A 26524-nucleotide genomic window follows, 5' to 3' on the forward strand; every position below is an offset into this window, starting at 1 on the left:
TGATCCTTTTTAGCTTGGTTTAGATAATAATTTTATTCCCGATGTAATTCTTCCGATAGTCTCCTCTTTTCCCAGCACCTCCGCCAGGTCAATGGCCCCGCCGGGCGAGCTTTCCTTGCCGGATAGGGCGGTGCGTATGGGCCACAGCATCTGCCCGGTCTTCAGCCCCTTTTGTTCTATCAATTTAAAAAGCGTATCATGTATGGCCTGGTGCTCCCAGCTTCCCAACTTCTCCAGTTCGGACAGGGCCAATTTCAGCGACTCCAGCGAAACGGCCGGGTCGGTCTTCATCTTCTTGTTCACGTAAAGCGAAACATCGTATTCCGGCAGGGTGTCTATAAAATCCACAATGGCCGGTATGTCGCTCAATACTTCAGTTCTCAATTGAACCAGCTTGCTGAGTTTAAGAAGATCGATATCCGTTCTTTTAATGGCCTTCTGGTAGTAGGGCATTGCCATCTGGTTGAACTGCTCGGGGGCCAGCTTGCGGATATACTCGGCGTTCATCCACTTCAGCTTGTCGGGATCGAAGATGGCCGGAGAATTATTCAGCCCGGAGACCGAGAATATCTGCTTTAACTCATCCAGCGAGAAGATCTCCCGGTCATCCTTGGGATTCCAGCCCAGCAGGGCAATATAATTGACAATGGCCTCCTTGAGATATCCCTGGTGGTAAAAATCCTCGAAGGAGGCGTCGCCCTCCCGCTTGGAGAGCTTTTTGCCGGCGGCCTTCATGATCAGCGGCAGATGGATGTAGGCCGGGATCTCCCAGCCCATGGCCTGGTAGATCAGATTGTATTTCGGCGCTGAAGAAAGATATTCGCTGCCCCGGATGACGTGGGATATCTGCATCAGGTGGTCGTCCACCACGTTGGCGAAATTGTAGGTGGGCAGGCCATCCGATTTGAGCAGGATGCCGTCCTCCAGGGTGTCGTTCTCCACCGTCACCGAACCGTAGACCATATCCTGGAAGGTGGTCGTTCCTCCGCGGGGGATCCTCTGCCGCACCACACAGGGTTCGCCGCTGGCAGCCCGCTTTTGGGCCTCGGCCGGAGCGATCTCCCGGCAGGGGTCCTGATATTTGAAGACGGTCTCCTTGCCCCCGGCTTCTTTGCGCAAAGACTCCAATTTTTCCTTGCTGCAGAAGCAGTAGTAGGCCCCGCCCCGGGAGATCAACTTTTCGGCCCATTCCTTGTAGATGCCCTTGCGCTGGCTCTGGACATACGGTCCGAATGGTCCGCCGATATCCGGCCCCTCGTCATGTTCCAGGCCCACCAGGTTCAGGGTATTATAGATCACTTCGACCGACCCCTCCACCAGGCGCTCCTGGTCGGTGTCCTCGATCCGCAGGATGAACTGGCCGTTCCTGGCGCGGGCGATCAGGTAGGCATACAGGGCGGTCCGTAAATTGCCGATATGCATGTAGCCGGTGGGGCTGGGGGCGAAGCGGGTCCTTACTGGTATTGGCATAAAGTGGAATGAACTCTTTCTGAAATTTTGGTTTATAACTTATCAAACCGAACGATCAATGGCGGTCATTTTGTTTTTGTCATTCCTGCGGAAGCAGGAATCCACGTTTTTCAGGATTCCCGCCGGAGTTAACTTTTGGATGCCTGCCTGCGCAGGCATGACGGGAGGCGGGTATGACAATATAATAGAAATGCGCTTATATAGAGAAGGGGACCAGATCGGTTGGGTTATCTATTCCGCGATATCAGGTAATAAACATTGGCGATCACCGCCAGGTCGGCCACAAAGCCGATGGCGTCCTTCCAGAAGAACCGGGCGTTGCGCGGGATCATCACGGTATCGCCGGGCTTCAGGGCCGGAATGGCAACCTGCTTGGTGCTGTTAAGGTATTTGTCGATATTTATCTTCTGGTTGAGCCGTTTGGCTCCATCGTGGCTCGACAGCCTGACCCGGGAGAGGGCGGCATACTGGGTGGGGCCGCCGGCCCGGGACATAAGGTCCAGCACCGTCGAGCCGTCCGGCACCCGGTACATGCCGGGACTGTTGACCTCGCCCCAGACGTGCACCTCTATCAGCAGGCGCTGGCCGGCGTCCATGTAGAACTCCTCCTTTTTGAAGGAGGGGGCATCCTGGGCCATGATAAAGGATGAGCCCGGGATCGTAACCACCAGAGAAAGTATCGCTAGTTTGACCATCAGTTTCATATTTAACACCCCGCTTGAGTTTCAAATATATTTCACCGCAAAGAACCGATGCAGCCGTTATCGGATCCCTGCGGTGAATCGAAATGACCGATATCTGTATTGTTAGCCCTTGATCTTCTTCAGGCGGTCCTTGGCCTTGGCCAGGTAATCCTTGGCCTTGGCGTGTCCGGGATCGGATTTTAAAAGCTGCTGGAAGGTCTTGACTGCCTGGTCGTATTCCTCGTTCATATACTGCTTGACGCCGGTCTTGTAAAGATCGGTGATCTGGTCGGCCGAAAGTTTGGCCGAGGCGGCCGGCTTGGGCGCTGCGGCTTTGGGTTTTTCGACGGCCGCTGGCTGGAGGGCTGTTTTCCTGGTGACGGCCGGTTTGGCCGGCGGCGCGGCCGGGGCGGAGACCGCCGGGGGCTGGTATGTCCGGCGGGCGGTGGTATTATAAGCCACCGGGGCGGCAGCGATGGGCTGCAGGGCCAGTTCGTTTACGGCATCCTTGCGGTCCCTGGCGGCCACCTCTATGCTTTGCGAGCGGTACCCCTCGGCAGAGATGGACAGGCTGTACTTCCCCGGGGGCGCCTGGGTATTGTACTCCCCGGTCCGGGGATCGGAGCTGAATTCCGGCAGGTCCTTGCCCACGAAACTGAAGCTGGCCGCCACGGGCTGGCCGGTGGCGGCATCGACCACCGTGCCCTTGATGGTGCCCAGTTTGCGCTTGAGGGTCAGGTCCCATTTTTCCTTCTTGCCCGGCTCCACCTTGATCTTTCTCTCCAGCCAGCGGTAGCCGTTGGCGTAGATGTGGATCTTATAATCGCCCGGCGGCAGCTCGGTCAGGTATTTGCCGATATCATCGCTGACGGACCCCGGGAGCCCGGCCCCGGGGAAGGTGATCATGCCCTTCATGGGCACCCCGGTGTCACGGTCCTTGATCATCCCGGCGATGGCCCCGGTGATCACCCCGGAGATGGCCCGGCCGGCGCTGGCCGGAAAGTCCAGCCCCAGATTGATCTGCCAGGGGGCCGAGGCCCTGGTCAGGCCGATGTCGGCCGACAGGGATATGCCCAGGATGTCCAGCGGGACATAATGGATGCCGGGGGTGAACCGGGCCTCGGTGCGGTCATAGCCCCGGCCCGAAAGCACCAGGGAATCCGGCAGGGAATCCTTGGCCGAGCCCATCCGCAGTTCGGACGAGACCTCGGCAAAGGCGGAAAACTTCTGGCTGAAGCCGTATTCGTATCCCGCCCCGGCCGGGACCTGGGGCCGCTGGTCGCCCCGGGTCAGAAAGCCCAGGTTGGCATACAGGGTGGACTGCCTGAGGTTTATATCGCCCAATATCTTGGCCCCAAAATCCAGCTGGCCGGTCTGGGACGGTCCGTCGTCATATTTATCCTTGTCCACGGGAACCGAGATGATGGGCATTATTCCCAGATCCACCATTTGGTCGGCCAGGGCCAGGCTGTACTTGCCGGAGATGGTGATGTCGCCGGGACAGCCCAGGGTGTTGTCCAGGCCCTCGCCGCCCGGGCTGGTGATGGTCCACTGCTCGCCGTGGGCCACTCCGCTCAGCAGCAGCGACATGTTTGGCAGGGGGGCAAAGCTCAAAAGCTGGTAGCTCCAGATGTCGTTGTAGGAGTTTTCGGCCCCGGCCAGATAGGAGACCCTCTGCTGGCCGTAGCTGGAGAATGAATTCACCGTGCGATAGCCGAACATCGAGCCGGTCTTGGCCGATTGCAGATGCACCAGCCCCGGCCCGCCGATGATCGGGAACCGGGCGGCCCAGGAGAGCGCTGCCGTGAGGGCCAGCACCACGGTCAGGCGGAATAATAATTTCATAAAAAGGAACTATCCTCTAATTTTCTTCAAGCGTTCCTGGCTCTTTTTCAGATAATCCCGGGCCTTGGTATTCCCGGGGTCGGACGCCAGCAGCTTCTTGAAGGTGGCCACGGCCTTGTCGTATTCTTCGCTCATGTACTGCTTGACCCCGGTCTTATAAAGGGAGGCCACCTCCTCGGGGTTTAAGCCGGGCGCCTTGGGAGCCGGCTTTCTTTCCGGTTTGGGCTTTGCCACCACAGCCACCGGCGGCTTGGCCGGTTTCTGAACCACCGCCGGCTGGACCGGCTTGGGCTTGGGAATGGGCTGCAGGACGATATTCTGAACGGATTCTTGCTTGTCGGTCAGGCTGATGCTGGCCTGAAAAGGCTGATAGCCGTCGGCGGCCACGCGTAGGTCGTATTTCTTGGGGGCGGCCAGGGTCAAGCTGAAACCGCCGGTAGCCTGGTCGTTGTGGTATCTGTCTCCGTTCCCGTTCAGGGTGATCACGGCCGGCACCGGCCGGCCGGTGCCGGCATCGGCCACCTGGCCCTTGATGATGCCCTCCCGGGGGCTGAGGGTCAGGTCCCAGGACTGCGATTCGCCGGATTTGACCTCCAGCTTCCGGTCAACCGTCCGGAAACCGTTGGCCATCACCTTGATATTATAGGTGCCGGGATTAAGTTTTAACTGATAGCTTCCGTTGGGCTGGCTGACCACCGCCGGCATATCGGTGCCGGGGAAGCTGATCATGCCCCTGATCGGCTGGTTGGTCTGGCGGTGTTTTATCAGGCCGGCGATGGTCCCGGGCATGATGATGGATCTGATAAGTCCGGCGGCGGCCGGAAAATCCAGCCCCAGAACCAACTGCCAGGAAGGAGTGGCCCTGGTCAGCCCGATGTCGGCGGCCAGGTTTACTCCCAATAAGGGAAGCGGCACAAAACGAAGCCCCGGGGTTATCCGGGCTTCGGTGCGATCGAAGCCCCGCCCGGAAAGTATCAAGGAATCCGGCAGGGAATCTTTCTTGGAGCCGATCCGCAGTTCGGCCGAGGTTTCCATGAAGGCCGAGAAGCGGTTGTTTATTTCATAATTGACACCCAGCCCGGCCGGCACCTGGGGGCGCTGGTCGCCGCGGGTCAAGAAACCCACGTTCACCAGGATGCTCATTTTATCCCGGGCCATATCTGTCAGCAGCTTGCCGCCGAAATCCACCTGGCCGGTCTGAGACGGGGAATCCTGAAATTTCTCTTTATCCATCGGAATGGTGACCATCGGCATAAAGGCCAGATCAACCATGCCGTCATAAAGCTGGAGGCCGTATTTGGCGGCTATGGTAAAATCGCCGGGGCAGCCCAGGGTATTGTCCAGGCTGTCTCCGCCCGGGCTTTTTATGCTCCATTGCTCGGCATGGGCCAGGCCCACCACCATAAACGCCAGGTTATCCATCGGCGAATAGTTCACCAGGTTGTAGCTCCACAGGTCGTTATATGAATTATCGTCGCCCGGCAGATACGATACTTTCTGACCGCCGTAATTGGTGATGGTATTGAAGCTTCTGAAGCCAAAGCCCTGTCCGGCCTTGGCCGACTGCAGATGGATCAGGCCCGGGCCGCCCAGCAGGGGGAAACGGGCGGCCTGCGCGGCGGGCAGCGTCAGAAACAGGGATATTGTGATCAATAGATATTTTTTCATGGTCCGTCTCCAAAATAGGGGTTGAGGGGCAAATGCCCCTTTGGGTTGTATGGAAAAATTACATAAAATACTACAACCCGAGTATCATAGATTAGCACATTTAGGCAATAAATGTCAATATTGTTGACAAAATAAATTGCTTTATAATAAGAACTTGCGTTTTTTCAGGATGGTCATTAATTTCTTGATTTTAATCCGAAGTTCCAGTATCATTAAACTCTATGGACCGCCACTTTATAGATGTGATGAAATCGAACCACACCATAGCCGCCATAGCCACCGGCCCGGGGCCGGCCGCCCTGGCCATGATCAGGATCTCCGGCTCGGATTCGGCCCGGATCGGCGACGCCATTTTCACCGGGAGCCTGAAACCATCGGCGATGGAAAGCCATTTACTGCATTACGGCCACATCGTCGATGCCGGTGGAGCCCGGCTTGACGAGGCCATGCTGGTGGTTTTAAGGCCGCCGCATTCCTTCACCGCCGAGCAGATGGTGGAGATCACCTGCCACGGGGGTGGGGCGGCGGCCGGAGCGGTCCTGGAGGCGGCCCTGGCGGCCGGCGCCCGGCCGGCCCGGCCGGGGGAGTTCTCGTTGCGGGCCTTTCTCAACGGACGGATAGACCTGGCCCAGGCCGAGGCGGTGTGCGACATCATCAATGCCCGGACCGGCACCGCCGCCCGGGCCGCGCTGGAAAGGCTCTCCGGGGGTCTCTCCCGCAAGATCGCCGCCGTCAGGGAGAGCCTGCTGGATGCGGCCGCCTTGGTGGAGTCCCTGATAGACTTTCCCGAGGAGGATATTCCTCCGGCCGAATCCGGCAAATTGATAAATGATATCGACCGGGCAAGGGAGCAGATCGCCAGGGTCCTGGCCGGCAGCAAAGCCGCCATGGTATTAAAGGACGGGGCCCGGGTGGTCATCGCCGGCCGGCCCAACGTCGGCAAATCCAGCCTGTTCAACATGCTGCTTAAAGAAGAGAAGGCCATCGTCACCGAAACCCCCGGAACGACCAGAGATGTGCTGGAGGGCTGGATAGACATCGGGGGCATCCCCGTCCGCCTGTTCGATACCGCCGGCCTCAGGGATACGCTCGATGAGATCGAGTCCCATGGCATGGAACGGGCCCGGGGCAAGCTGGAGCAGGCCGACCTGGTGCTGTTGGTGCTGGACGGGACCGGGCCGATGGACCAGGAGGATGAAAAGCTTTTATCCCAAACCGAAAAATATGCCCGTTTGATCCTGGTGAACAAATGCGACCTGTCGCAATCTCTGGTGAACGGCACTGGCGGATCGTGGCTGAAGATATCGGCCGTCACCGAAGAAGGTTTGCCGGAACTGGAGTCTTCCATTGTGGCCCGGCTTACCGACGGACAGGGCATCGAGCCCGGGGCCGCCTCGGCCGCCAATGCCCGGCAGGCGCAGCTGATGGGGGAATGCCTGAAGCACCTGGAAGTCGCCAGAAATGGCCTACAGCAGAAGCTGTCTTACGATCTTTTGGCCAGCGATCTCAAGGCCGCCATCGATGCTTTGGGCCAGATAACCGGCCAGACCATAGGCGATGATATTCTGGACAGGATCTTCGAAAAATTCTGCATAGGCAAGTGACAATAGTTATTCGTTAATGGTTGATAGGGATATTTTTGCGAAATAAAAAGCAACATAATTAAAGGAGGAAAGCAATGAAACGCCTGGCACGTTCACTGATCTTAGCCATCATGGCCGCTCCCTCACTGTTGCTGGCCGAGCCATGGCAGGCCACCCTGGACGCCAACCTGCTGGCCACCCAGAACGCCTACAGCAACAGCTGGACCGGCGGGGAGGCCGGGGCCCTGTCCTGGGCCACCAACTGGAATTTTGTGGGGCAGAGACAGTTCAACGCCAGATGGCACAGCAAGAACACCATCAAGCTGGCCTTCGGACAGACCCACAGCCAGGAGCAGGAGAGCAAGCGCTGGATGAAGCCGGTCAAATCCACCGACCTGATCGATTTCGAATCTATGTGGCGGATGACCCTGGGGCTGTTCGTTGACCCCTTCGCCGCGGTCCGGCTGGAGTCGCAGTTCCTGGACGCCAGCCAGCCCGATAATATCCGTTACGGCAACCCCCTGAAATTCACCGAGAGTTTGGGCGCGGCCAAATCCCTCTTCAAGGAGAAGGACCGCGAACTGACCTTCCGGCTGGGCGCGGCCCTCCACCAGGAGGCCAACCGGGGGGTGATCATTGATCTGGCCGGAACCAAACAGGATTTTTCCAGCAACAACGGCGGCGCCGAGTTCGTGGCCGACTACAAGACCCCGGTGGGTTCCGACAAGATATCCTTTGCCAGCAAGATGACGGTCTACAAGGCGGTGTTCAGTTCCCAGAAGGATGAATTGGCCGGGCTGCCCGGCCAGGATTACTGGAAACAGCCGGACGTCGGCTGGGAGAACACCCTGGTGGCCAATATCAGCAAATACCTGATGGTCAACCTTTACCTGCAGATGCTGTACGACAAGGAGGTGGACCTGCGGACCCGGTTCAAGCAGACCCTGTCGCTGGGATTGACCTATTCCATCAAATAATTTTTTAAAAGGATAAAGACCATGTTCAAAGAATTCAAAGAATTCGCCCTGCGGGGCAACGTGCTGGACCTGGCGGTGGCGGTGATCATCGGCGGGGCCTTCGGCAAGATCGTGTCCTCCATGGTCAACGACATCATCATGCCCCCCATCGGGCGGCTGATGGGCAAGATGGATTTCAGCCAGCTGGTGATACCGTTGGCCAGGCCGCAGGGCATGGAATTCACCAAGATCACCCTAAAATCCGCCACCGAAGCCAATATTGCGGTCATCAAGATCGGCCTGTTCATCAACAATGTGATCGATTTTGCCATCGTGGCCTTGGTGATATTCCTGGTGATCCGGCTGGTCAACAAGCTCAAGAAGCAGCCGGTCCCGGTTCCGGCCCAGCCCACCACCAAGGAGTGCCCGTTCTGCTTCTCGGCCATAGCCCTCAAGGCGGTGCGCTGCCCCAACTGCACCTCGGAGATCAAGCTTCCGGCGTAGAACGATGGTATCATTGAATATACCGAAGCATAAACCGCTTTAGGAGATTATGCCTTTTACCGCCGCCCATCCCGCCATGATCCTGCCCATCAAGGCCAGATGGCCGAAATATTTCAGCCTGACCGCTTTGGTGGTGGGCAGCATGGCCCCGGATTTCGAGTTCTTCATCCGCTTCTATCCGCTGCGGGGGCCGGGCCATACCCTGCTGGGATCGCTGTATTTCAACCTGCCGCTGGTATTCCTGACGGCGCTGTTGTTCCATTATGTGGTGAAAAAACCCCTGATATATTGCCTGCCGGGATCCCTGGGCAGCCGTTTTTATGCGATGGCCGGGGACAGATGGTCCATCGCCACCCCCAGGAATTTTCTGGTCTTCACCTATTCAGCCCTAGCCGGCATGCTGACCCATTTCTTTCTGGACGCCTTCACCCACCCTTTGCAGATGTTCAGGGATCTGGCGCCGGTTTTGATGAGCCACCTTTTCACCATTCGTTTTTACGGTGCGGAATATAAAGTGCCGGCCCATAATGCCATTCATCTGGCGGTGACGGCCATCGGCCTGGGGGTGATCCTTTATTACATCATGAAATTGAAACCGGCCGCGGCCGGAGAGAAAAGAAGGATCGGACAGCTTTTCAAGTGGGCCTATTGGGGCTTTGGCCTGGCCCTGGCGGTAGCCATCACGGTCCTGCGCACCATTCAGATCAGGGGCCGCCCGGGGATCGGGTTTTTCGAGCACTACGGGGTCACCTTCCTGAGCGGTTTGATACTGGGATTCCTGGCGGTATCCCTGGTTTACAGGGCTTTCCGGGAATTTCGATAGCCCGGATCAGGGGCCACGGCCTGAAGCGAAAGCAAGCCAAATTTCGGCTTGCTTTTTGCGCTTTAAATATGATAGCCTATGATGTCTGGAACTGTTTCATGATAAAGGAGCCCCATGGATGATAACAAGGTCAAGGAATTGCTGGGTGAGCTGGAGGCTTCTCTGGTAAACTCGCCCCACCTGGCGGTGATGATACTTGACAAGGACATGCAGATCGTCTGGCATAACAAGCGTTTCGGGGATGAATTCGGAGAGTCCGGAGAGGTCGTCGGGAAGAGGTGTTTTGACATCACCGCCGCCGGAAAGCCCCATGCCGGATGTCCTTTGAAGGTCTCCCAGAAGGAGGGCAGGAACACCAAGGGGTATTTTGACATGGGTGACAAATTATTCTTCTTTCTGACCATTCCGCTAAAGGATGGCTATGCTGCCAAGGTGCATACCTATCTTCCCAAGGATGGGCAGGGGAAGATAGAGGAGATCTGACCATGAACCCGGTTCTGGCGTCTATCTTGAGAATTGCTCTGGTATTGGTCTTTTTCCTGTGTTTGGGGTTGGTGCTTTTTTACCTATACCAGGACAAAATGATCTTTTATCCCCAGAAGATCAGCCAGGCCGAGGTCGAAGGCATAAGCAAGAACTTCAAAAATGTTGAAGAAATAAGCCTGAAGGCAAAAGACGGGGTGGTTCTCAAAGGATGGTTTGTTAAAGACAGTACTGACGGCAGATCAAAAATACTGTTCTATTTCGGCGGCAACGCCGAGGAGGTTTCGTATCTGATAGAAAAAGCCCCGGAGTTCAAGGGCTGGTCTCTGGTTCTTTTAAACTACCGGGGATACGGCCAGAGCGGGGGCAAGGTGAGCGAAAGATCGCTTTATAGCGATGCGCTAGAGATATATGATCATTTTATCAACCGGAAGGATATAAAAGACCCCAAGATCGCGGTCATGGGCCGGAGCATCGGCACCGGTGTGGCCACCTATCTGGCCAGCAAAAGAAAGGCCGATGCCGTGGTTTTGGTATCTCCATACACCAGCCTTAAAGATGTGGCAAAGGCGCATTATCCGTTTTTGCCAGTGGGATTGATACTAAAATATAAGTTCGATTCTATAAAGCGGGCTCCGGAGATCAAAGCATCGGGGCTGATCTTGGTGGCCACGGAGGACAGGACCATCCCGCCCCGGCAATCATACCAGCTGGCAGAAAAATGGGGCGGGAAGGTTAAGATAAAGGAATTTGCCGGGGCAGACCACAACTCGCTCAGCGGAGACAGCGGGTATTGGGCGGCCATAACAGCGTTCTTGGACGGAATATAACTTTTATATAAGACAAGAATGAGAACCAAGCCAAACATAATAATCCGTCTGGCTAGGAAAACCAACCTTAACGACTGGCTATTCATGCGCCGGGCGTTGTGGCCCGATTGTCCGCCCAAAAAACACCGGGAGGAGATGGCCCAGATCCTGGCCGACGGGAAGGACCAGCCGGCCTGGGTGGCCGAATCCCTTTCCGGGGAAATCATCGGCTTTCTGGAGGTCTCGGTCCGCAACTACGCCGACGGGGTCGGCCGGCAGGATGTCGGCTATCTCGAGGGCTGGTATGTAAAACCCAAGTACCGCAAGCAGGGGGTGGGCCGGGCGCTGGTCAAAACCGCCGAGGAATGGGCTGTCCGCAGTGGTTTTTCGCATATGGGTTCTGATACCTGGGTCGGAAATAGGGGCAGCTACAGAGCCCACCGGGCCATGGGTTACCAGGATGTCGGCCGGGACGTGCATTTTGTTAAAAAATTAAATATCAAAAATAAAAGATAAAATCTTTTATTAAGGAGGACCCATGTTCGAAGGAAAGAAGGTCCGTTTAAGGGCCTATCGAAAAGAGGATATCCCGCAGGCCCTGGAATACATCAACGATCCCGAAGTGAAAAAGAACCTGGTGATAGGGATTCCCTTCCCCCTGAAACTGGAGGACGAGGAGAAGTTCTTCAATGACATGAGCGCGTTCAAGGATGCGTATTCGTTTGCCATAGAGACCTTGGACGGCTCGAAATACATCGGCGGCTGCGGGACAAACAAGGTCGATTGGAAGAACCGCTACGCCATGGTGGGCATATTCATCGGCGACGAGCAATACCGGGGCAAGGGGTACGGCAGCGATGCCATGAGGGTTTTATTGCGCTTCATCTTCGACGAGATGAACCTGGACAAGGTCAAGCTGGAGGTGTTCTCCTTCAACCAGCGGGCTATCAAAAGCTATGTTAAATGCGGCTTCCGCCAGGAAGGGGTGCTGCGGCAGGAGATATTCCGGGAGGGGAAATACCACGATGTGATCATGATGGGCATCCTGCGGTCGGAATGGGAGAAGCTGAACAGTTAGTTTGGTGGATGGATTGATAATAGACATTAGGAACATTACGGCCAAAGATCTGCCAACGGTCGGCAACAAGGCGGCCAACCTGGCCCGGCTGATGTCTTCGGGATTCAGCGTTCCCGACGGGTTTTGCCTAAGCGCCGAGGCTTATTGGCAGGCCCTGGTTCAGGGACATAGAGGCAAAGAGCTGGGGGATCTTTTAAGGAACATCGATCCGGGCCATGCGGAGAGGGTCCGGGACATTGCCCATGCCATATCCGAATTGTTTGACAAGGTATCCATCCCCGATGAAATGGCCGGGAAGATCAAAAATAAATACCGGTCTGGTTTCACCGATAACGATCTGGCCGCGGTGCGCTCGTCGGCCACCGCCGAGGACCTGCCCGGCCTCTCCTTTGCCGGACAATATGACAGCTTCCTCAACCTCAGGGGAGCCGACGATATCTTGCCGGCAATAAAAAAAGTCTGGGCTTCCCTGTGGTCGGAGAGGGCCATTGTCTACCGGGAAAAGAACGGCATCAGACAGGACGATCTCGCGATGGCGGTGATCATCCAGCGGATGGTGCCGGCGGATGTCTCGGGCGTGGCGTTCACCGCCCATCCCGTCTCGGGCGACCGGGGATCCATTCTTATCAATGCCGTCCGCGGCCTGGGGGAAGAACTGGTGTCGGGGAAGACCAAACCCGATCAATACCAGATCATAAAGGGTTCTTTCCAGATCGAAAAGGACCTGTCTGGTAACGAGCCACTGTTGTCGGACGGCAGGATAAAGGAATTGACAGGCATTGCCCTGAAGATAGAAAAGCTGTTCGGCTGTCCCCAGGATATCGAATGGGCTTTTAATAAAGATAAATTTTATATCCTGCAATCGCGGAATATCACGGCAGCAGAAAACAACCAACCGCCCTTCCCGGTCATCTGGGGAAATACCGCCACCCGGGAGATCCTGAAAAACACGCCGGTCTACTGGTCCAACTGGAACACCCGGGAGAACATGCCCTATCCGTTGAAGCCGCTCAGCTGGTCGTTCTTCAACGATTTTCTGGTCCCGGCCATCAACCGGGCCATCTGGGGAGTGGCCCCGGGATCACCGATCTATCATTACAGCCACATCATCGACCTGGTGAACGGGCGCACCTATTGGAACATGAACCTGCTCTACGGACATCCGTTATTTCGCAGGATCATGCGGCCCATCATGGGGCGGATAGACCATGAGGCCACGGTCTTTTTCGAAAAGGCCTACCATAACGGGGATCTGCGGCCGGCGGCACTGCCGATAAACCCTTGGCAGAAGATGATCGTCGCAGCCACCGCCCTGAAGTGCTATCTGGGATTTCCCTGGTTCATGAGCCTGAAGCAGATCTACCGGCAATGCGACGAATACTGGGTTTTGGCCGACCAGTATGATGCCACCCCCCTGGAGGGGAAATCCAGCCGGGACCTGCTGGAGGAGGCCCGGCTGTTCGGGTTCGTCACCGCCCGGTATGCCTTTCCCCTGCTGTTCATCGCCAGCAAGGCGGTCATGGCGTTTGATGTCATCAAGCGATTGACCGGCGAGTGGCCCGGCTTCAGATACGAGGATCTGATGCTCGGCATCAAGGGGAACAAGACCACCGAGGCGGCCCTGGAGCTTTTCAAGCTTTCGCGGATGCCGGAAACCGTCAGGGGAATATTCGAACGATCGGATGTTTCCCGGTGTGAAGAGTTTGAAACCGCCTTGGCAAAATATCCGGAGGGCCAGGACTATCTTGCCAGGGTCAACAAATTTCTTGATGCCTACGGCCACCGGGGGATGAAGGACCTGGACATGGGCTATCCCAGCTGGGGCGAGGATCGCAGTTATGTTTACCAGATGATAAAGAGCTATCTGCAATTCGGCCCGGGCGATATCGATCCGATAAAGCAATTCGAGCAGTCGGTGGCCAGGCGCCGGCAACTGATAAAAACCGCCAAAGAACGCCTGTCTAAAAATCCAGGGGACAGAATATTACCCGTCCGGCGCTGGCTGTTTCAGAAGATGGCGGATGTCATCCACGACTGCCTGCCCCTGCGGGAGAACGAGAAATTCTACGGCATCCGGTGCTTTCCCGGCAGCCGCCGGATAGTGTTGGAGATAGGCCGCCGCTATTGTGAAAAAGGTTTACTGGATGACCGGCAGGACATCTTCTATCTGACGGTGGGGGAGATAATGGATATCGAGAGCGGGAGATTTCCCGAAACCGGAAATATCAAGCAGTTCCTTCAAAAAAGAAAGGACGATTGGCAAAGCCAGGTGGATTCCGATCCGCCGTTCATCCTCCGCAGCGACGGTCGGCAGTGGCGGAACACCAACCAGAAGCCTCAGGAAGGAAATGTCCTGCGCGGGGTGGGGGCCTCTTCCGGCCGGGCCACCGGCCGGGCCCGGATCATCCGGGACCCTTCGCAGGCCCGCCTTTTCAACAAGGGCGAGATCCTGGTGGCGCCCTATACCGAGCCGGGCTGGGCCCCGCTGTTCCTTATGGCCAAAGCCCTGGTGATGGAGGTGGGCGGGGCGCTGTGCCACGGGGCCATCGTGGCCCGGGAATACGGCATTCCGGCGGTGGTGGGTGTGAACCGGGCCACCTCGGAGATAAAGGACGGGGACCAGATCACGGTGGACGGGAGCAGCGGGGAAGTGATAATAAATAAATGAAAAGTTAAAAATAAAACATAAAAAACAAGGATTCGCCATGCCAAAGAAAAACTATGGACTGACATTATTGGGTAAAAAGGTCACCAGGCCCGGCGGCAAGTTGGAGGCCTTTCCCAACAAGTATCCCAAAAGGGACTACCAGGTGGTGCTGGAATCGGCCGAGTTCACCGCGGTCTGCCCCATCACCGGGCAGCCGGATTTCGGGACCATCACCATCAACTACGTGCCGGACAGGCTGATCATCGAATCCAAATCCTTAAAACTTTACCTGTGGTCCTTCCGCAACCAGGGCATCTTTCACGAGGAGGCGGTCAATAAAATATTGGATGATATCGTCAAGATCGCCAAGCCCCGCCGCTGCAAGGTGACCGGGTTCTTCAATGCCCGGGGGGGTATTGCTATTAACGTAAGCGCCAGCTATAATTGCGAGGAGAAGTAATCATTTTGGCTGAGAACTGACCGTCACCCTGAGAAGTCAATATTGGTTGGCAAGCCGAATGGGTGACTTGGTCATCCCTCAACCGGTGTTGCTTCGTTGTGTCCTCGGGATGACAGCATGGATCGTTTAGTTTGCATGGCAATGCGGTCCTCTCGCGATGACCGGACCACTGTCACCCCGAGAAGGCAATCTTGGTTGACAAACTGAATGGGTGACATGGCCATCCCTCAACCGGCATTGTTTCGTTGTGCCCTCGGGATGACAATAAATTAGAAGATAGCAATCATATCAACCATAAGGAGACAGCATGTATTACGTGTCCGCCGTCCAGCATTTTTCCGCGGCCCACAGCTTGCGGGGCTACCAGGGCAAGTGCGAGAACCTGCACGGCCACAACTACAAGGTGGAGGTGGAGCTTAAAGGGCTGGAGCTGACCAAGAACGGCATGGTGGTGGATTTCACCGATCTGCGGGCGGCCCTGGACAAGGTCCTGGCCCGGATGGACCACAAACATCTCAACGAGATCAAGCCGTTCGACAGGATCAACCCCACCGCCGAGAACATTGCCAAGCTGGTCTACGAGGAGATGCTGCTGAAATTCAGCGCCAAAAAGATCAAGGTCAGCCAGGTGGTGGTGTGGGAAAGCGAAGGATGCAAGGCCACCTATGGGCCTAAATAAAAAAGCCGTGATCCTGCTGTCCGGCGGGCTGGATTCGGCCACCGTCCTGTTCTGGGCCATAAAGAAAGGCTATCATCCGCAGGCCCTGATATTCGACTACGGCCAGCGGCACAGCCGCGAGGTGGCATCGGCCAGGGCGTTGTGCAAAAAGACCGGCGTGCCCTTTCGGGTCATTTCCATAAAACTGCCCTGGCAGGGCAGCAGCCTGCTGGATAAAAAAACCACACTGCCCAGGGCCGGAAGCGTGAAGAATATCGGATTAAAGATCCCCTCCACCTATGTGCCGGGACGCAACACCCTGTTCCTCAGCTACGGGCTTTCATTTGCTGAAGCTACTGGGGCCGGAGCGGTGATGATCGGGGCCAACGCCCTGGATTATTCGGGCTACCCCGACTGCCGGCCGGATTTTATTGAGGCCATGTCAAAGGTCTTTAAACTGGGCACCAAGGCCGGACGGCAGGGAAGACCGATAAAGATAGTTGCACCGCTTCTTAAACTGACCAAATCCCAAATAATAAAATTGGGAATCAATCTAGGCGTGCCGTATGAGCTGACCTGGTCCTGCTACCGGGGCGGCAAGAGGCCCTGCGGGACCTGCGATTCCTGCCTTTTGAGGAACAAGGGGTTCGATGAGGCGGGGGTCGAAGATCCGGCGCTAAACTAACCGCGGAGACGCGAAGAACGCAAAGATTTATTTTAGAGCCGTCTGGCGGCCAATTGGTTTATCAAACAATAAAAGAGAACCCTTTTAAAAAGTGTAACATGCATTATTTCTTCACTATTTTAATAATAACCATTTTCCAAGTATCTGCGCTTGCTCAGGATTCCATCCTGATCAAGCTTCAGCAGAATATGGATCGGCAGGAGGCGGAGCAGAAGGAACTGGTCTACAGCTATAACACCATCAGTTACGTTCATAAACTGGACAAGCACGGAGTCGTCAAAAAGACCGATACTACCAAGACCTGGCATAAATTCAAGGGCGATTCCCTGCAGGAATATACCCTGCTGTATTCATCCAATAAAAAAGAAGAAAAGAGCGAGGGGATGAAAAGGCGCAGCGAAAAGGTCAAACTGCCAAAGTTAAACGACCCGGCCTACAATTTCCGGGTGGACCCAACATCGGGGAAGGTTGCCTTCAACCCCAAAAAGCCCAAGAAAGGCGATGTGGCCGGTGAATTGCTGTACGATCCTCAGGACCTGACCTGTAAACAGATAAATGCCACCATGCCCAAATTGAAGTGGCCGGTTAAAGAGCTCGAAATGGAGATGAGGTTCATCCAGATCAAAGAATTCCTGTTCCCTTCGGAATTCCGGGTGCAGGTCGGCTGGAATGCGCTGATCAACCGGGGAAGGATAAGGGTGGTGAGTCAAAATTCGGATTTCAAGATATACCAGTAATGGAATTCTTCGCAAGTTTGGTCAATTCAATTGTCATTCCGGGCTTGACCCGGAATCCAGCCGATCTTTGCCTTTCTGGTTTTCTGCCGGAGCCTATGCCGAATGCAATGTAGTGCCGGAATGATATTCTTTAATCACACAAAATAGGTTAAGAATGATTGGTCGCACTGGAGCAGCTGGATTAAATTACCGTTAGCCGTTCTTTTCTCAATCGGGAGAAAAGAACCAAAAGACCTCGCGGGGTGCGCTGCCACACCCCGCACCCCGGCTATCCGCCTACCTTTCCACTACGACGGACAAGCCGGCGGATCAGGATTCCGATCATATAGCCAACGATTATTGAAGCATCCTTGTGGTCAGTAGTTATCATTTTTAAGATCCAATGAAACCCACCGCCAAAATAACCGAAATATTCCATTCCCTGCAGGGCGAGGGCATCTATCTGGGCGACCCCACCACCTTCGTGCGCCTGGCCGGCTGCAACCTGGATTGTTCTTACTGTGATACGCCGCAGGCCAAGGACGACGGCAAAGCCACCGAGATGAATGTCTCGGAGGTCTTGGCTAAAATAAGCGCCGTCACCCAGCCGGGTCAGTTCGTCTCCTTCACCGGCGGGGAACCGCTGCTGCAGTCGGGATCCCTTTCCGCCATAATTCCCGTTCTAAAAGAGAAAAAGTTTATAACCTATCTGGAGACCAACGGCACTCTGCCCCGGGAATTAGCACCCCTTATCTCCGGGATCGAGGTGATCTCCATGGACATCAAGCCGCCCTCGGCCTGCGGGGAAGACCTTTGGGATGTTCAGAGGGAATTTTTGACTATCGCCAAAGAGAAGGCCTTTGTCAAAATGGTGGTCTGCGACAATACGGTTCCAGGCGAAGTCGAGCGGGCCGCCAAGATGATAGCCGATATTGACAAAAAGATCATTTTTATCCTCCAGCCGGCCGAAGGCAGGTCCGCCCCGGACATACAGGCGGTGCGCAGATACCAGGGCCTGGCCGGTCAGTTTTTAACCCAGGTCAGCATAATCCGACAGATGCACAAGATCTGGCAGATAAGATGAGACTTCTATAAAAATGTTCTTTACCACGCTTGCGCGCCACCTCTTTCGTCGGCGTAAACTCCGCGCTACAGCGTGCAGGCACGGAAACACTGAATTTTGGAATAATAATTCCGGAGAAGATCGTTTTTAAGGCTCTTTCTTTGGTATTTTCATTAGTTCCGTGTTTCAGTGGTTGGTTTCGTAAAAGGTCTCAAAATAATTTAAGAAGAATTTTCACCCCTAACGGAACGCTTAAAAAGGGCTTGACTTTTTGCCGTCTTTGTGAAATAATTCACAAATTATGGCCTTACATTAAAGGGCCCTTTTGTCATTGGCCCTCTTTTTGTTAAGCCCGTTCAGCACAATGCTAAAAACAATATAAACCGGATCATATCATATGTCGCAAAACAAGAACTATTCACTTGCCAGATCCAAGGTGCCGGAGCTGCTGGCGCGCCTGATAAAGAAGGGCGACGAGGTCTGGGGGCCGATGGCCGGCGAGAACGGAGACGATTTTTTTGGCCGGCTGACTTCCGAGAAGGAACTGGCCGGGGATTACGTCAACGGCTATCTGGGCGCCAAGCGGTTCGTGTTTCCCCAGATCGAGGAGATGTTCCGCTATAAAAAGAACAAATCCGGACTGGAATTGTCCGAGCCGGAAGCCATGCCGCGGGCGGTGATCTGGGGCATACGCTCCTGCGACATGTCGGCGGTCAACTATTTCGACAGCTTCTTCGGCCAGGGCGCCAAATCCGGCCCGGACTGGAAATCGGGCGATCCCCTGCCGGATCCGCTTTATGAGGCCCGCCGGAACCGGGCGGTGTTCATCACCATCGGCTGCAATGTGGCCGGGCCCAAGTGTTTCTGCGTCTGTACCGACAGCGGCCCGTTCCTGGCCCAGGGCTTTGACATTCAGCTTACCGACCTGGGCGACCGCTACTTTGCCGAGGTGGGCAGCCCCAAGGGCGAGGAGTTCATCAAGGAATTCAAGGAATATTTCACCCCGGCCCAGGACGGCGACCAGCATGCCCGGCGCAACCTGGAGAACCAGGCCGAAAAGACCTTCCAGCAGCCCATCAGCTTCTTTGCCAAGGCCATGCGCCGGATGGACCAGGGGCATCTCAAGCCGGAGTTCTGGCAGAAGGTGGCCGATTACTGCATCGGCTGCGGGGGCTGCATCTACGTCTGCCCCATGTGCTCCTGCTTCGACGTGGACGACCGGGTGGAGTCAGAAAACGAAGGGATGCGGTATCGCAGCTGGGACACCTGCGATTTCGCCGGGTTCACCCGCGAGGTTTCGGGCCACAATCCCCGGGCCACCCGGGCCGACCGGAGAAAACGCTGGTTCTACCACAAGGTGTCCATGGACTACCTGGAGAAGAACCCGGTGATCGGATGCGTGGGCTGCGGCCGCTGCGTGATCGCCTGCCCCGGCGGGGTGGATATGCCGACGGTGATCCGCTGGATGAGAAAAACGGAATAGATCGCCCCACGAAACACACTAAACTGCACGAAAATTTATCTTGCATCATGAAACCCGGAATAATATATAAAGAGGAAAGTTATCAGATCGTAGGTGCTTGTTTTGAGGTATATAAAACCATGGGGAACGGATTTTTGGAACCGGTTTATCAAGAGTGCTTGGAGATAGAATTTACTCGACAAAAAATCCCATTTGTAGTCCAAAAGGAACTTTTATTAAGTTATCGCAACCAGGTGCTGAAGCAAAAATATAAACCTTATTTCATCTGTTACGATAAAATCGTTGTTGAAATCAAAGCTGTGGATAAAATTGCTGATGAACACCGAGCGCAAATATTGAATTACCTGAATGCCACAGGTTATAAACTTGGTTTGCTGATAAATTTCGGGCATTACCCCAAGATTGAAAACGAGAGATTCGTGTTATAACCAATTTCCACTTAACCAGAAAAATTTCGGGTTTTTCGTGTGTTTCGTGGGCAAAAATAAAGCAAGAGTATTATGAATCCCAATATCTACCTACCGTACATTTCGGAGATCACCGACATCAAGCAGGAGACGCCGGACACCCGCACCTATGATGTCAAAATAAAGAAGAAGGACGAGGCCAGGCTGTTCGTCTCCCGGCCGGGGCAGTTCGTGGAGGCCTCGGTGTTCGGGGCCGGAGAGGCGCCCTTCGGGCTGACCACCTCACCCCACGAGCCGGGGGTGATGACCTTCACGGTGCGGGCCTGCGGCAGGGTCACCAATGCCCTGGCCGAATTGAAGAAGGGCGACGAGATCGGCATCAAGGGGCCGCTGGGCAACAGCTTTCTGGACAAGATAGACTCCAGGGGCAAGGACGTGCTGGTGATCGGGGGCGGCATAGGCCTTCCGCCGCTGCGCTCCATGATAGATCATATATTCAACCACCGCTTGGATTATCGCGATTTTACCATACTCTACGGAGCCCGGACCCCGGCCGACCGGGTCTATAAATATCAGCTAAGCGACTGGGAAAAGAAGACCGACCTGAAGCTGATCCAGACGGTGGACGTGGCCGACAAGGAATGGACCGGAAACGTGGGAGTGGTCACCACCCTGTTCCCCAAATTGAAATTGGATATCCCCAACACCGTGGTCTACACCTGCGGGCCGCCCATCATGATCAAGTTCGTGATCATCGAACTTTTAAAGCTGGGCCTGCCGGAGAAACAGATCGTCTCCACCCTGGAGCGCTACATGAAGTGCGGGGTGGGCAAGTGCGGCCACTGCTGCATCGGGAACAAGTATGTCTGCACCGAGGGGCCGGTGTTCGACTACACCGAGATCAAGGGGCTGGCCGAGGAGGCATTTTAACGATCGGGATCACGATGGGCAATACAATAGCGATACGATAGAGATGCAATGGTGATCTCAACGTATAACCATGGTATAATTTATCGAGGCAGCCATGCCGGACCTGTTTGAATATCTTGGTTCTTTGAATAGCGACTCGCTGATGGTCGGGGTGGGAAATGTTCTGCGGGGCGACGACGGGTTCGGCCCGGAGCTGGTCAAGAACCTTTCCGGTAAGACAGAGATCAATCTGCTGGACGGAGGGGAGACCCCGGAGGACCTTCTGGATCAGATCGTCCAAACGGCCCCGGCCAGATTGGTGATAGCCGATGCGGTGGCTCTGGGCGGGATGCCGGGCGATGCGGCTTTACTGGAATCGGACCAGCTGGGCAAGCGGATAGCGGTCTCCACCCACAACCTGTCGCTGCTGATGTTCATCAAGTATTTGAAGGAAAAACTGCCGGAGTTGGACATCAAGATACTGGGGGTTCAGCCCAGGAATATCGATTTCGGCAAGGGATTGAGCACCGAGGTCAGAAAGACCATAGATAATCTGGCGGGGATAATTGCGGGACGTTAGGATATTTTCACGCCAAGACACAGAGGCACTAAGGTTAATAAGAATTTCTTGGTCATCCTGAAGGCGGCATCAAGTTTTACAATTGAAGGATGAATTATCGTCACCCGTTCGGCCTGTCGGGCGGACAGATTTCTCAGGGTGACAAAGAGATTCTTCGGCTTGTTGGGCAGGGAGTCGGACTCAGAATGACGATCAAAAATATAAACCCATACTATTATAGAAGATTATGTTAGGTTCCATACTTATCGTAATGCTGATACTGCCCTTTCTAGGGGCGTTGATAACCCAGTGGCTGCCGGAAAAGAAGCAGGATATCTTTGCCGCGGTGGTGGCCTCGCTGGTGACCATCCTTTCCCTGCTGGTGGTGCTGCTGGCCTACGGCCAAAGATTCTCCCTGCCGCTGATCAACTGGCCATGGCTGCCGGATGTTCCCGGGATCATGGGAGTTTTCATGGATCCGCTGTCCATGGTGCTGCTGCTGGTGACCACCATCATCGGGTTGCTGGTCACCTTCTACTCCCGGGACTACCTGTCGCCGGAGAACAAGTTCCACCCGGTCAAGGACGGCAAGCGGCGCTTCTACCTGTGGCACCTGCTGTTCCTGGGGGCCATGGTCGGGGTCTCGGTGTCGGCCAATTTTCTTCAGCTGTTCATCTTTTGGGAGCTGACCACCATCTGCTCCTGGGCCCTGATCTCCTATTACCACAACAAGGAATCGCTGGACGCCGGATTCGAGGCCCTGATCAAGACCTTCTTCGGCGGGATCTTCTTCCTGATCGCCCTGATCGTGCTGTTCGTCAACACCGGCAGTTTCGGCTTCGACGCCATCAATCTGCTGACCCCCCAGATGAAGACGGTGATCTTCATCCTGTTCCTGATAGCGGCCTGGGCCAAGTCCAGCCAGATAGTATTCTTCGCCTGGCTGCCCAACGCCATGGCGGCCCCCACCCCTGTTTCCTGCTACCTGCACGCCGCGGCCATGGTCAAGGCCGGGGTCTATCTGATGGCTCGGGTGACCATCTCCACCGTGGGCTTCTCCTACGGGCTGGGCCTGCTGGTGGCGGTGTTCGCGGTGATGACCATGCTGGCCTCGTTGTTCCTGTTCTTCTTCCAGACCGACATCAAGAAATTCCTGGCCTATTCCACCATCGCCCACCTGGGGTACATCTTCCTGGGCCTCGGCCTGGGGGTGATGGGCTCGCACTACGGCTATCAGGGGGCCATCCTGCACATCATCTGCCACGCGCCGGCCAAGGCCCTGCTGTTCATCTGCGTGGGGGCCATCGCCTACGCCACCGGCACCCGCAACATGGACGAGCTGGGCGGCCTGACCAAGGCCATGCCCCTGACCTCCATCGCCTTCATCATCGGGACCCTGGGGGTCACCGGGATCGCCCCGCTGTCCTGCTACTGGTCCAAGCTCTTTTTGATGGAGGGCGTCATCGAGATCGGCGGCAAGACGGCGGTGTTTCTGATCATCCCCTTCGTGGCCGAGATCATCATCGCCTTCGCCTGGTATTTCTTCGTGGCCCACAAGGTGTTCTTCGGAGAACCTTCGGTCAAGGTGAACGAGGCTATAAATATTCCCATGAACTCCAAGGTCATCCTGATCGTGCTGATGATCCTGACCGTGATCGCCCCGCTGGTGGGCCTGCCGCTTATCAAGCTGATAAGGTAGACCCCTCCCTAACCCTCCCCCAATGGGAGAGGGGAAAGGATCAAAAGGATAAAGGAATTCAAAAAAGCAATATATTGAAGCGATAAAAGAACGTAAGTTATGAATCTTCAAACCGTCATTCTGTTCTCCATGGCGACGCTGTTCCTGGGCGCTGCCGTAACCCTGCTGATGCCGTATTCCCGGCGGACCATCGGCTGGATATCGTTATTCTTCCAGACCGTGGCCTCGCTGGGTTTTCTCTACACGGCCCTGCAGGTGCTGGCCAGCGGGACCTTCAACTTAGACAAGCCGGTGTTCCAGGTGGCCGGCCTGGGGGCTTCGTTCCTGCTGAAGGTGGACGTGCTGTCGGCCATCTTCCTGCTGGTGATCACCGTGGTCTCCTGGGCCGCCGGGCTGTACTCCATAGAATACATGAAGCATTACAAGGAATCGCTGGCCCGCTACTATCCGCTGCTGCTGCTGTTCCTGCTGGGCATGTACGGGGTGGTGGTGGTGCGCGACCTGTTCTTCTTCATCGTCTTTTGGGAATTCATGACCCTGACCTCATATGCCCTGGTGGTCTACGAATGGGGCAACAAGACCAACGTCAACGCCGGGTTCAAGTACTTTCTGATGACCCATATCGGAACCGCCGGGATCATCATCGCCGCCAACACCCTCTACCACTACAGCCAGTCCTTCGACTTCAACGCCCTGGGCCCGGTGATGGGCCTGCTGATGAGCGACAACCCGGTCCTGCTGCATACCCTGCTGCTGCTGTTCTTCGTCGGCTTCGCCACCAAGGCCGGCATCTTCCCCTTCGGCGACTGGCTGCCCGACGCCCACCCGGCGGCGCCCTCCCCGATATCGGCCATTTTGTCCGGGGTGATGATCAAGATGGGCATCTACGGGATACTCCGCATCTTTCTGGGGATGCTGCCGGTCTCGCACTTCTCCTACACTTGGGGCATCATCATGGTCTGCTTCGGCACGGTGTCGCTGTTCATTGGCACCCTGACCGCCCTGTTCCAGAAGGACGCCAAGCGGCTGTTGGCCTTTTCCTCCATCGGGCAGGTTGGCTATATCCTGCTGGCGGTCGGTGCCGGCCTGGCCCTGCTGCCCATCAGCCCGGCCATGGCCACCATCGCACTGATGGCTGGGATATATCACATCATCAACCATGCCTCCATAAAGACCATGCTCTTTTTGTCGGCCGGCTCATTGCAGTATAAGACCGGGCATCGCGACCTGGACCGGCTGGGCGGCCTGGGCAAATACATGCCGCATACCGCGGCGGCCGCCCTGGTGGCCGGCCTGGCCGTGGCCGGCATACCGCCGCTGAACGGCTTCGCCTCCAAGTGGTTCATCTACCAGGCCACCCTGAACAGCGGCTTTGCCGTGCCGCTTATCTTGGTATGCGGCCTGGTGGCCCTGTTCACCAGCCTGATAACGCTGTCCATGATGGTCAAATACCTGGGGATGAGCTTTTTGGGCCAGCGCCTGCCGGAGAATGCCCAGGTAGGGTCGGACGTCCCGGGGACGATGAGAAGCGCCCAGTATCTGCTGATGGCGGTGATGTTCCTGGAGGGGCTGCTGGTGGTGCCCATCGCCAGGGTGATCTACCGGGCGGTGTCCGGTTTCCAGACGCCCTCATACTGGCCGCAGTTCTCCTCGCTTATCAACACCAGCCAGTGGGGCCTGGCCCTCAACTTCGGCGAAGGGCTGGTGGGCTTCTACAAACCGCTGTTCGTGCTGCTGGCTCTGGCCGTCCTGACGATGATCGCTTGGGTGATCTGGAAATCGGGCGGCGCCAAGCAGACGGTATCCAACCTGTGGTATTCCGGCGAGGTGCAGAGCCCGGAGGCGGTGCGCTATTATTCGGGCAGCTATTTCAAGACATTCAAGCAGCATTTCAACATCCGGTTCGGCAAGTACAGCCAGGAGGGGGTCTATCCCCATTGGAAACTGCCCAAGATCCACAAATCGTTCAAGCTCAAGCACCTTTTGGATGTGGACGATTGGTTGTATCGACCGCTGGTCTACGTCGGACACAAGGTGCTGGAAGTATTCGCCGGGACCCACAGCGGCTTCCCGCAGTGGTATCTGCTGTGGATGGTGGTGGGGGCGGCGGTGGCGCTGTTCATCATGTTCATGGTGGGATGACCATTATTCAGCGAGGATATAGGTCCTGTTTTAAAAGTTTAAGAAGTTGAAAAGGTTTAAATGTTTAAAGCGTTCAATATGAATAAAATAGCTGCAACGATTCTTTTGTTTGGCCTCTGCGGAGCGGCCCAGGCCCAGTTTCAGAGCGACGACGAGGTGGTGGCCGCGGCCCTGAATCAAAAAAAGTTCAGCCAAAATCTTGGCAGGCACCATATCTCCCTGGGGCTATTGGGATATTTCAAATCCACCAGCGGTGATTTTGAGTTGCCGGGATTCGACCTAAGCCAGGGAACAGGCCAATTCCTAAACTACAGATACTCGTTCGATAAAAACATTGATTTGGCGGTGGATGTCCGGGCCTGGGGTAGCGAAAAAGAAGTGTCCGGGATTAGCGGGGAAATTGTTGCTGGGGGTGTGGGGGTTGGTTTAAGGTTAAACTCAAGTAATATTGGAGAAAGAATATTTCCCTATATTCAAGTAAATGCTTATTCAACAACCGAAGAATGGAAATTAGGCCCATTTTCAGGGAGGAATGAAGATCCCGAGATAGGCTTTGGAGTAAATGGAGGCTTTGAAATAAAGCTTGGAAAACTAATTTCCATACCACTCGAGGCAAACTATCTTTACGGGAAACCGCTGGACGATGTCTCCGGTTACGGTTTTACCACCGGCGTCAGTTTTAACTGGGGGGATGTTAACTAAGCTGGCAGATATCTGGCTCGGTTTAAAATGTTAAAGAAGTTGAAAAGGTTCACAAGTTGCAGTTGTTTTTAGTATGACCGTAAAACGGTTTGAAGAGTTGAAGGTATGGCAGCAAGCTAAAGAACTGGCCAATTTGGTTTATGATTTTACCAACAATTCGAACTTTGGCAGGGATAGAATACTCGCCGATCAGACCAGACGAGCTGCGGTCTCAATTATGGCCAACATTGCAGAGGGATTTGAGAGGGGAAGCAACAAGGAGTTCATACAGTTTTTATTTATTGCCAAAGGGTCCTGCGGCGAATTGCGCAGCCACCTGATATTTGCCAACGAAAGAAAATATATCCACCAAGATAATTTTGTGCGTGCTGTTGAAATGGCTGCCGGCATTTCCACTATGTTATTCAAATTCATTACATATTTACAAAAGGTCAATGTTAAATCAAAGAGAAGCCAAACCTCTTTAACCAATTCAACAAAGTAACTTCTTCA

26 protein-coding genes are annotated in these 26524 nt (G+C 55.3%); 22 read left to right on the forward strand and 4 right to left on the reverse strand.

Annotated features, from left to right (window positions below):
• Nucleotides 1–9 precede the first annotated feature (9 nt).
• From A2273_03940 to A2273_03955, 4 genes are all read right to left on the reverse strand, one after another.
• Complete coding sequence (locus A2273_03940; protein OGF07627.1) at nt 10–1470, reverse strand: glutamate--tRNA ligase; 1461 nt, start codon at nt 1468–1470, stop codon at nt 10–12.
• Nucleotides 1471–1697: 227 nt separating this feature from the next.
• A complete protein-coding gene (locus A2273_03945) occupies nt 1698–2174 on the reverse strand; it encodes a hypothetical protein (GenBank protein OGF07628.1) in 477 nt (158 codons plus the stop codon).
• A gap of 102 nt (nt 2175–2276) precedes the next feature.
• Nucleotides 2277–3998, reverse strand: a complete 1722-nt coding sequence (locus A2273_03950) for a hypothetical protein (GenBank protein OGF07629.1) — start codon at nt 3996–3998, stop codon at nt 2277–2279.
• Nucleotides 3999–4007: 9 nt separating this feature from the next.
• Entirely contained in the window at nt 4008–5666 is a 1659-nt protein-coding gene (locus A2273_03955; protein ID OGF07630.1) for a hypothetical protein, read from the reverse strand.
• A 245-nt stretch (nt 5667–5911) separates the two neighbouring features.
• On the opposite strand from A2273_03955, the gene A2273_03960 reads away from it, so the two are divergent.
• The 22 genes from A2273_03960 (at nt 5912) to A2273_04065 (ending at nt 26516) form a co-directional block, all read left to right on the forward strand.
• Entirely contained in the window at nt 5912–7270 is a 1359-nt protein-coding gene (locus A2273_03960) for a tRNA uridine-5-carboxymethylaminomethyl(34) synthesis GTPase MnmE (GenBank protein ID OGF08019.1), read from the forward strand.
• 74 nt (nt 7271–7344) lie between these two features.
• Complete coding sequence (locus A2273_03965) at nt 7345–8226, forward strand: hypothetical protein (GenBank protein ID OGF07631.1); 882 nt, start codon at nt 7345–7347, stop codon at nt 8224–8226.
• Between the two features lie 21 nt (nt 8227–8247).
• Entirely contained in the window at nt 8248–8709 is a 462-nt protein-coding gene (locus tag A2273_03970; protein OGF07632.1) for a mechanosensitive ion channel protein MscL, read from the forward strand.
• A gap of 49 nt (nt 8710–8758) precedes the next feature.
• Nucleotides 8759–9532 (forward strand): hypothetical protein, encoded by a 774-nt coding sequence (locus tag A2273_03975; protein OGF07633.1) that lies wholly within the window; start codon nt 8759–8761, stop codon nt 9530–9532.
• A 114-nt stretch (nt 9533–9646) separates the two neighbouring features.
• A complete protein-coding gene (locus A2273_03980) occupies nt 9647–10015 on the forward strand; it encodes a hypothetical protein (GenBank protein OGF07634.1) in 369 nt (122 codons plus the stop codon).
• A 2-nt stretch (nt 10016–10017) separates the two neighbouring features.
• Nucleotides 10018–10845 (forward strand): hypothetical protein, encoded by an 828-nt coding sequence (locus A2273_03985; protein OGF07635.1) that lies wholly within the window; start codon nt 10018–10020, stop codon nt 10843–10845.
• Nucleotides 10846–10863: 18 nt separating this feature from the next.
• Nucleotides 10864–11340 (forward strand): hypothetical protein, encoded by a 477-nt coding sequence (locus A2273_03990; GenBank protein OGF07636.1) that lies wholly within the window; start codon nt 10864–10866, stop codon nt 11338–11340.
• A 22-nt stretch (nt 11341–11362) separates the two neighbouring features.
• Nucleotides 11363–11902: a GNAT family N-acetyltransferase gene (locus A2273_03995; GenBank protein ID OGF07637.1), complete on the forward strand. Its 540-nt coding sequence runs from the start codon at nt 11363–11365 to the stop codon at nt 11900–11902.
• Nucleotide 11903: 1 nt separating this feature from the next.
• Nucleotides 11904–14570, forward strand: coding sequence for a hypothetical protein (locus A2273_04000; protein ID OGF07638.1), 2667 nt, complete (start codon nt 11904–11906; stop codon nt 14568–14570).
• Nucleotides 14571–14607: 37 nt separating this feature from the next.
• Nucleotides 14608–15009 carry an NADPH-dependent 7-cyano-7-deazaguanine reductase QueF gene (locus A2273_04005; protein ID OGF07639.1) on the forward strand — a complete coding sequence of 134 codons (402 nt, stop codon included), beginning with the start codon at nt 14608–14610 and terminating at the stop codon, nt 15007–15009.
• A gap of 307 nt (nt 15010–15316) precedes the next feature.
• Nucleotides 15317–15688 carry a 6-carboxytetrahydropterin synthase QueD gene (locus tag A2273_04010; protein ID OGF07640.1) on the forward strand — a complete coding sequence of 124 codons (372 nt, stop codon included), beginning with the start codon at nt 15317–15319 and terminating at the stop codon, nt 15686–15688.
• Nucleotides 15675–16352 carry a 7-cyano-7-deazaguanine synthase QueC gene (locus A2273_04015; protein OGF07641.1) on the forward strand — a complete coding sequence of 226 codons (678 nt, stop codon included), beginning with the start codon at nt 15675–15677 and terminating at the stop codon, nt 16350–16352. Before A2273_04010 ends, A2273_04015 begins: the two co-directional genes overlap by 14 nt.
• A gap of 98 nt (nt 16353–16450) precedes the next feature.
• Entirely contained in the window at nt 16451–17089 is a 639-nt protein-coding gene (locus tag A2273_04020; GenBank protein OGF07642.1) for a hypothetical protein, read from the forward strand.
• Between the two features lie 382 nt (nt 17090–17471).
• Nucleotides 17472–18152 (forward strand): hypothetical protein, encoded by a 681-nt coding sequence (locus A2273_04025; GenBank protein OGF07643.1) that lies wholly within the window; start codon nt 17472–17474, stop codon nt 18150–18152.
• A gap of 376 nt (nt 18153–18528) precedes the next feature.
• Complete coding sequence (locus A2273_04030; GenBank protein ID OGF07644.1) at nt 18529–19614, forward strand: hypothetical protein; 1086 nt, start codon at nt 18529–18531, stop codon at nt 19612–19614.
• A 47-nt stretch (nt 19615–19661) separates the two neighbouring features.
• Nucleotides 19662–20042: a GTP-binding protein gene (locus tag A2273_04035; GenBank protein ID OGF07645.1), complete on the forward strand. Its 381-nt coding sequence runs from the start codon at nt 19662–19664 to the stop codon at nt 20040–20042.
• 72 nt (nt 20043–20114) lie between these two features.
• Nucleotides 20115–20951 (forward strand): hypothetical protein, encoded by an 837-nt coding sequence (locus tag A2273_04040; protein OGF07646.1) that lies wholly within the window; start codon nt 20115–20117, stop codon nt 20949–20951.
• A gap of 94 nt (nt 20952–21045) precedes the next feature.
• The gene (locus A2273_04045) at nt 21046–21510 is read left to right on the forward strand and encodes a hypothetical protein (protein ID OGF07647.1); all 465 of its coding nucleotides are present in this window, start codon (nt 21046–21048) and stop codon (nt 21508–21510) included.
• 226 nt (nt 21511–21736) lie between these two features.
• A complete protein-coding gene (locus tag A2273_04050) occupies nt 21737–23188 on the forward strand; it encodes a hypothetical protein (GenBank protein OGF07648.1) in 1452 nt (483 codons plus the stop codon).
• A 99-nt stretch (nt 23189–23287) separates the two neighbouring features.
• Nucleotides 23288–25330: a hypothetical protein gene (locus tag A2273_04055; GenBank protein OGF07649.1), complete on the forward strand. Its 2043-nt coding sequence runs from the start codon at nt 23288–23290 to the stop codon at nt 25328–25330.
• Between the two features lie 60 nt (nt 25331–25390).
• Complete coding sequence (locus A2273_04060; GenBank protein ID OGF07650.1) at nt 25391–26032, forward strand: hypothetical protein; 642 nt, start codon at nt 25391–25393, stop codon at nt 26030–26032.
• 73 nt (nt 26033–26105) lie between these two features.
• Nucleotides 26106–26516 (forward strand): hypothetical protein, encoded by a 411-nt coding sequence (locus A2273_04065; GenBank protein ID OGF07651.1) that lies wholly within the window; start codon nt 26106–26108, stop codon nt 26514–26516.
• The last annotated feature ends 8 nt before the right edge of the window (nt 26517–26524 follow it).

Source organism: Candidatus Edwardsbacteria bacterium RifOxyA12_full_54_48, assembly GCA_001777915.1.
GTDB lineage: Bacteria > Edwardsbacteria > AC1 > AC1 > EtOH8 > UBA2226.